The sequence below is a fragment of the Psychrobacter sp. ENNN9_III genome (genome assembly GCF_001462175.1).
GTDB lineage: Bacteria > Pseudomonadota > Gammaproteobacteria > Pseudomonadales > Moraxellaceae > Psychrobacter.
Genome location: NZ_LNUO01000029.1, coordinates 1 through 6,129, shown reverse-complemented (window position 1 = coordinate 6,129; position 6,129 = coordinate 1). Strand labels below are relative to the sequence as shown.

The window sequence follows — 6,129 nt, the reverse complement described above, 5'->3', positions numbered from 1 at the left end:
TCCCGCGCGTCAATCAGTTGAAAAACAAGCTTGATAAAGTAAAGCAAACTCGAGCTCAAGGTCGAGCCAAACGTCAAAAGTCAGATGTACCTACCATCTCTTTGGTCGGCTATACCAATGCGGGTAAGTCGACCTTGTTTAACCGTTTGGTTGATGAGAACATCTATGCAGCAGATCAGCTGTTTGCAACCTTAGACCCTACGCTACGCCGCTTGGACTGGCAAGGTGTTGGTCGAGTTGTGCTTGTTGATACTGTAGGTTTCGTTCGTCATCTGCCGCATGAGTTGGTAGAGTCGTTTCATGCAACCTTAGAGGAGACATTAGAAGCTGATTTATTATTACATGTTATTGATTCATCTAGTGAAGATATGCATGAGCAAATTCAAGCAGTTAAAGATGTCTTGGCTGAGATTGATAACGATGTTCCCGTACTCAATGTTTATAACAAAATCGATATAACCGGTGAGCCTGCGCATATAGGCTACGCAACTGAAGGTAAACCCAACCGCGTCTATGTGTCTTCAAAAGATAACTTAGGTATGGAAGAGTTGACACTTGCTGTGCAGCAATTATTGACGGGCACATTGACGACGTTTGACTTGACGCTTCCTTATGATGCCGGTCAGCTCAAAAACACGCTTTATGAGTTGGGGGTTATTCAAGCAGAAAGCTACGATGAGACAGGACACGAATGCCTAACCATTCGTCTGCCAAGTGACAGGCTCAAGCAAATACTAGGGCAAGCAAACTTATCACCACTGGATGTCTTACCATTAGCGCAGGCATCCCTATTAATGCCTACACTTGAACCATTTGAACAGGCTATTAGCGCTGAGCAGGCGGCAGGTGATGGTGACAATGGTTTTAAAAATACGGATAGCCAAGAGGCTCATGAGCCTGTTAATATTGATGATGCACCAGCTACCGATTCATCTTCTTAATAAGCCAAATGAAATCTATAAGATTAGTCTAAAGAAGGCTTGTACTTGCGACATTCGCTTGTGCAAGCCTTTTTTAGTCTATCCAACATGTATATAATCAAGCACAAAGTCGATAGAAGTACTATTACCTCGTTACTGTTGCGATTTGCTTATCACTTTATGCTATGGCGCCCTCTTCTGCGCTAATAATGCAACTCCTACCTTATTGATGACACCGATTGATTGCTATTTCGGCAAGGATTGTTTATGAAAGCTACCCACTCCTCGACTGTGCCTCCATGGATTGCCTTAATATTGACGTTAATCATGGTTATTGTGGTTCGTGAGTCCTCTGTTATAGTTTGTCAGTGGGCAGGTATTGAAAAAGCCGCTAATGTGGTTGGGCTGGTGGCGATGTTTTTTATTCTTATTGCATGGCGTATGCTCAAAGGTTTACCAAACTGGTTGACCAAAGCGAGTAACACACTATTGGTCGATAGTGGCTTTGCTTTTTTACCCGTCTCAGCTGGCGCAGGTTTATTGCTTTTCGCGTTAGGTGATGAGCTATGGGGAGTCATGATGACTATCTTGATCAGCACACTATTACCGCTTTGGGGACTTGGTCTACTTGCCAATCGTTGGTTAAGTAACCGTGCAAGTATCGATAACGACACTATTATTCAGCATAAAGAATCACAATAAGCTTAGGAGAGAAAGTATGAGCTTTGATAGTGTATTTATAGCTACTTTTGCAGCGATATTACTAACGCTAGCGGCCCATGTGATAGCCCGTGTATTGGCACGGAAAATATCGTGGTTACCAATGGTCATTACTGCGCTTATTTTGGTCATTGTGTTTTTGTTTATTTTACAGTGGGATTATGACAATTATTACGCGGTTGCCAAGCCTGTATTTGACCATTTATTAGGTTACGTAACCGTGCTATTAGCTGTACCATTAGCAGCCATGAGCTTTAAAGGATTGCCTGTCAAAAGCTTGATCGTGATTGTAGTCATCGCTAGTGTGGTCGGCGCGCTGCTACCTATGTCATTGGCCTATATGTTTTCCTTAAGTCATGACACTCTATTGGCTTTTGCTACCCGTTCTGTGACGACTCCTATTGGCCTTAGCGTGGCAGATCTGATAAAAGCACCTTTAGCAATGGCCAATCTAATTATCATTGTGTCAGGATTAATAGGTGGGATGTTAGCTCGGTTCTTATTTCGTGGTATAGATGATGACCGTGCGAAAGGCTTAGCGTTGGGATTGGCAGCCCATGCTTTTGGTACAGTAGAAGCTTGGCAGATCAGCCATACGGCTGGGCGTTACGCGGCCTTTGGACTGGCGGTCAATGGTCTACTGACAGCGGTTTGGGTACCTATCTTTATCAGTGCCTTAGGTATCTAAAATCTGAGCTCACGAAGTATATAAGGTTACTTATTCTCAAAACCGATACAGGCTGTGTTAATTTGCAAACTTATGTCTGTAAAAAATACATGATTTTATATAGCCATCTGTCCTTGACTTTTTTTTATTGCCTTATAACCACGTCATATACACACGTACCTACTCTTTATCGTTCACCTTATCTAAAACAATAATAATGTTAATATTTGATTTTCCTAAGCTTTTATTACAAATTCAAAGAATACTGAGTAAGCATTTTTAATCAAAATTATAGGGTCGAAAATTATTTTATGTTATAGTAAGCAACTATTATCTTTTGTATCTATTACAAGTAATTTTTGTTAGACGTAATTTTTGTCGACTATTTATCGTTGTCTTTAGTATGAATTTTAGTAGTCGCCAATGATAGCTTTATTAAGCAAAACGTTGCGCTTATAAGCAGAGCAATTTGCTGTTATTCGATAAAAAGTGATATTTTCTATGATAAACATTGCCCCTCTATTTAATCGTTTTCTGTCTCCTTTTATATTGACTGCTATCACTCTATCTACTCTGTCAGTTACCGCTCATGCTGGTAATATGTATATATATAAAGACAAGGGTGGCCAAGTTCTCTTAACAAACGTCAATCCGACTGGTAATTTTGATAAGTTTACTAAGAAAGTAAAAGTGACTTATTATAAAGATTCAAAGATGTATGACGGTGATAGTAATAGCAATAACTATGGTAGTAGTTCTGCTAGCAGAAGTAGTAGTCGCAATGCTTATGATAGCTATATTCGCGCCTCTGCAGCGCGGCATGGCGTTGATCCAGGTCTGATGAAAGCGATGATGCATACTGAATCAGCTTTTAATCCAAACGCTCGTTCTCCTGTCGGAGCACAAGGACTTATGCAATTGATGCCAGCTACTGCTAGACGATTTAAGGTTAGCAATCCTTGGAACCCTGCTGACAATATTGAAGGCTCGGCCAAATATATCGCTTGGCTTATGCGCCGCTTTAATAATAATGTCGAATTTGCGATTGCAGGTTATAATGCAGGAGAAGGTAACGTCGATAAATACAATGGTATACCACCTTTTAAAGAAACTCGTAATTATGTCAAAAAAGTGATGAGTCGTTATCATAGCTTATATAAAAATGACTCAGGTCTGACTGGCAATACTATGAGCGCTAACAATAATGCTACCATCAATAGTAATGACAATAATGGTGGGATGCAAACTATCAGTTATGGCACTAGTAATAACATTGGTAGTACCAGCTATGCTAACTCTGCCTATGCTGCGCTGCGCTGATACTAAAAGTGGGATACAGATTACAACATTAAAACCCGCCCACAAAAAAGCCCGCTAATTCGTTAGCGGGCTTTTCATTTTTTTACTTCGTCATTCAAATAGAGCCAGTTTATGATGTTAAATATAAATCTACTTAGCATTTAACATTCATAGTCTCTAATAGACAGTATCTCTTAGTTACTAGCAGCTTGAGCAGCAGCAACTTCAGCGGCAAAGTCTTCTTGCTTCTTCTCGATGCCTTCACCAACTTCTAGGCGTTTAAAACCAAGTACTTTTACGCCTTCAGCTTTTAATACATCGCCAACTTTTTTGTCGTTGTCCATGACGTACGGTTGACGTAGCAAAGTTACTTCGTCTAGGTACTTACGTAGGCCACCTTCGATCATTTTTTCAACGATATTGTCAGGCTTACCAGATTCTTTAGCTTTTGCTTCGATGATGTCTTTTTCGCGTGCTAGTACGTCAGCTGAGACGTCTTCAGCATCGACAGCTGCAGGGTTGAACGCTGCGATATGCATAGCAAGGTTTTTGCCCGTTTCTTCACTGCCGCCTTCATACGATACTACAACACCGATACGTAGACCGTGACGGTATGATGCAATGTTATCACCTTCGATAGTTTCGACACGACGAACCTGAATGTTCTCACCGATTTTTTGTACCAAAGATACACGTGCTTCTTCAACCGTTTGACCGTCGCCATAAGGCAATTCAGAGATTTTAGCCACGTCAGTCACGTTGTTTTCTAGAGCAAGGTTTGCAACTTTTTCTGCAAACGCTGTGAAGCTATCATCTTTTGCTACAAAGTCAGTTTGGCAGTTAACTTCTAACAAGAATGCTTTTTTATCACCTTGAGCGATAATAATAGCGCCGTCAGCTGCGATGTTACCTGCTTTTTTAGCCGCTTTCGCTTGACCAGACTTACGCAAGTTATCGATGGCAACTTCGACATCACCATTGGCTTCTTGTAGGGCTTTTTTACATTCCATCATGCCAAGACCAGTACGGTCACGCAATTCTTTTACCATTTTGGCGGATACTTTTACTTCTGACATAAGAGTCACCTTAGTATTGTTATGTATGAGGAGCTTAACTTTTGCTGATGTTTTACTATCTACATATAACAGAAGAAAACATAGACGATAATATTTAGCTATTAACGAGCTATCCATCAACAACAAAGCATGACGAGTAAAACTGCATCATGCCTATTGTAAGCTTGTACGTTGTTAATAACCTAATATGGATGCAGATAGATACACTATCAAAACATCCTTATAACGTTAGACCTTAACGATTAGCTATTTATTCTGCTGGCGTTGTAGCGTCTGCTTTATCTTCAGCTGATGCTTCTTCAGTCGTAGATGCTTGCTGTGCAGTTTGCTCTTGGTCAGCTTTGCCACCAGCTTGAGTCTGTGCATACTCTTTGCCAGCGATAATTGCATCAGCAACAGAAGACACATATAGAGTCACAGCACGAATAGCATCGTCGTTTGCTGGAATGATGTAATCAACGTTGTCTGGGTTAGAGTTTGTATCAACGATACCGATAACTGGAATACCTAGATTCTTAGCTTCTTTGATTGCAATCGCTTCATGATCAACGTCAACGACAAAGATTGCATCAGGTAGGCCGCCCATATCTTTGATACCGCCTAATGAACGCTCAAGTTTTTCCATATCGCGAGTACGCTCTAACGCTTCACGCTTAGTTAGCTTAGCAAATGTACCATCTTCGCTTTGCTTCTCAAGTTCTTTTAGACGAGTGATTGACTGACGTAGAGTTTTCCAGTTAGTCAACATACCACCTAACCAGCGATGGTCAACGTATGGCATACCGGCACGTTGAGCTTGCTCACGGATGATACCGCTCGCAGCACGTTTAGTACCAACAAACAATACTTTGTTTTTCTTAGCAGCTAAGCCATTTACGTAAGTCAAAGCTTCGTTAAATGCTTTTACAGTATGCTCTAAGTTGATGATGTGAATCTTGTTGCGTGCACCAAAGATGTAAGGACCCATTTTTGGATTCCAAAAGCGTGTTTGGTGACCGAAGTGAGCGCCGGCTTGTAATAAGTCGCGCATTTCAATTTTGGTTGGATTATTTGTAGCCATGTTAAATGTCCTGTTGGTTGGGTTATGCCTCCACATCACAAAAATTACCTATCTAGCGACACGCATTCGCTGGCGATACCCTCTGCTTTAGAGTCATATCGTCATTATCTACTATATGCAAATTAATCAAGTCGCCAAACACCCAGTAATTTTTTACCGTGATGTGTGTGTCATTGGTTGATTTAAAAATTGAGCTATTACTTAAAAAACAAGCAAACTCTAAAAATAGCTGCGCTGTATTTTATCATAATTGGCTATCAATTATAAACAACTACTTTGACGATATATTCTTTATATTCAGATAACAGGCAATAAAACCAATAACTTATTAAAAAAACACTAAAAATTAAGGATGCACAAAAAAACGACGCCTATACGGACGGGGCC

At 40.6% G+C, this 6,129-nt stretch carries 6 protein-coding genes; 4 read left to right on the top strand and 2 right to left on the bottom strand.

Features of this window, described 5'->3' with window-relative positions:
* The 4 genes from hflX to PENNN9_RS02445 form a co-directional block, all read left to right on the top strand.
* A partial coding sequence (gene hflX, locus PENNN9_RS02460) for a GTPase HflX (RefSeq protein ID WP_082637960.1) occupies window positions 1-941 on the top strand: 941 nt, incomplete at its 5' end.
* A 246-nt stretch (window positions 942-1,187) separates the two neighbouring features.
* Window positions 1,188-1,622: a hypothetical protein gene (locus PENNN9_RS02455; protein WP_058368174.1), complete on the top strand. Its 435-nt coding sequence runs from the start codon at window positions 1,188-1,190 to the stop codon at window positions 1,620-1,622.
* Window positions 1,623-1,638: 16 nt separating this feature from the next.
* The gene (locus PENNN9_RS02450; protein WP_058368173.1) at window positions 1,639-2,328 is read left to right on the top strand and encodes an LrgB family protein; all 690 of its coding nucleotides are present in this window, start codon (window positions 1,639-1,641) and stop codon (window positions 2,326-2,328) included.
* A gap of 480 nt (window positions 2,329-2,808) precedes the next feature.
* Window positions 2,809-3,627 (top strand): lytic transglycosylase domain-containing protein, encoded by an 819-nt coding sequence (locus tag PENNN9_RS02445; protein WP_058368172.1) that lies wholly within the window; start codon window positions 2,809-2,811, stop codon window positions 3,625-3,627.
* A 173-nt stretch (window positions 3,628-3,800) separates the two neighbouring features.
* On the opposite strand, the gene tsf is transcribed toward PENNN9_RS02445, so the two are convergent.
* Both tsf and rpsB read right to left on the bottom strand, forming a co-directional pair.
* Window positions 3,801-4,682 (bottom strand): translation elongation factor Ts, encoded by an 882-nt coding sequence (gene tsf, locus PENNN9_RS02440; RefSeq protein ID WP_058368171.1) that lies wholly within the window; start codon window positions 4,680-4,682, stop codon window positions 3,801-3,803.
* Between the two features lie 250 nt (window positions 4,683-4,932).
* On the bottom strand, window positions 4,933-5,742 hold the full coding sequence (gene rpsB / locus PENNN9_RS02435) for a 30S ribosomal protein S2 (protein ID WP_058368170.1): 810 nt from the start codon (window positions 5,740-5,742) through the stop codon (window positions 4,933-4,935).
* Window positions 5,743-6,129 lie beyond the last annotated feature (387 nt).

Bases quoted from the DNA above. Each gene is read 5' to 3' on its own strand.
- PENNN9_RS02455 (WP_058368174.1), top strand. From the start codon at position 1,188: ATGAAAGCTACCCACTCCTCGACTGTGCCTCCATGGATTGCCTTAATA.
- PENNN9_RS02450 (WP_058368173.1), top strand. From the start codon at position 1,639: ATGAGCTTTGATAGTGTATTTATAGCTACTTTTGCAGCGATATTACTA.
- PENNN9_RS02445 (WP_058368172.1), top strand. From the start codon at position 2,809: ATGATAAACATTGCCCCTCTATTTAATCGTTTTCTGTCTCCTTTTATA.
- tsf (WP_058368171.1), bottom strand. From the start codon at position 4,682: ATGTCAGAAGTAAAAGTATCCGCCAAAATGGTAAAAGAATTGCGTGAC.
- rpsB (WP_058368170.1), bottom strand. From the start codon at position 5,742: ATGGCTACAAATAATCCAACCAAAATTGAAATGCGCGACTTATTACAA.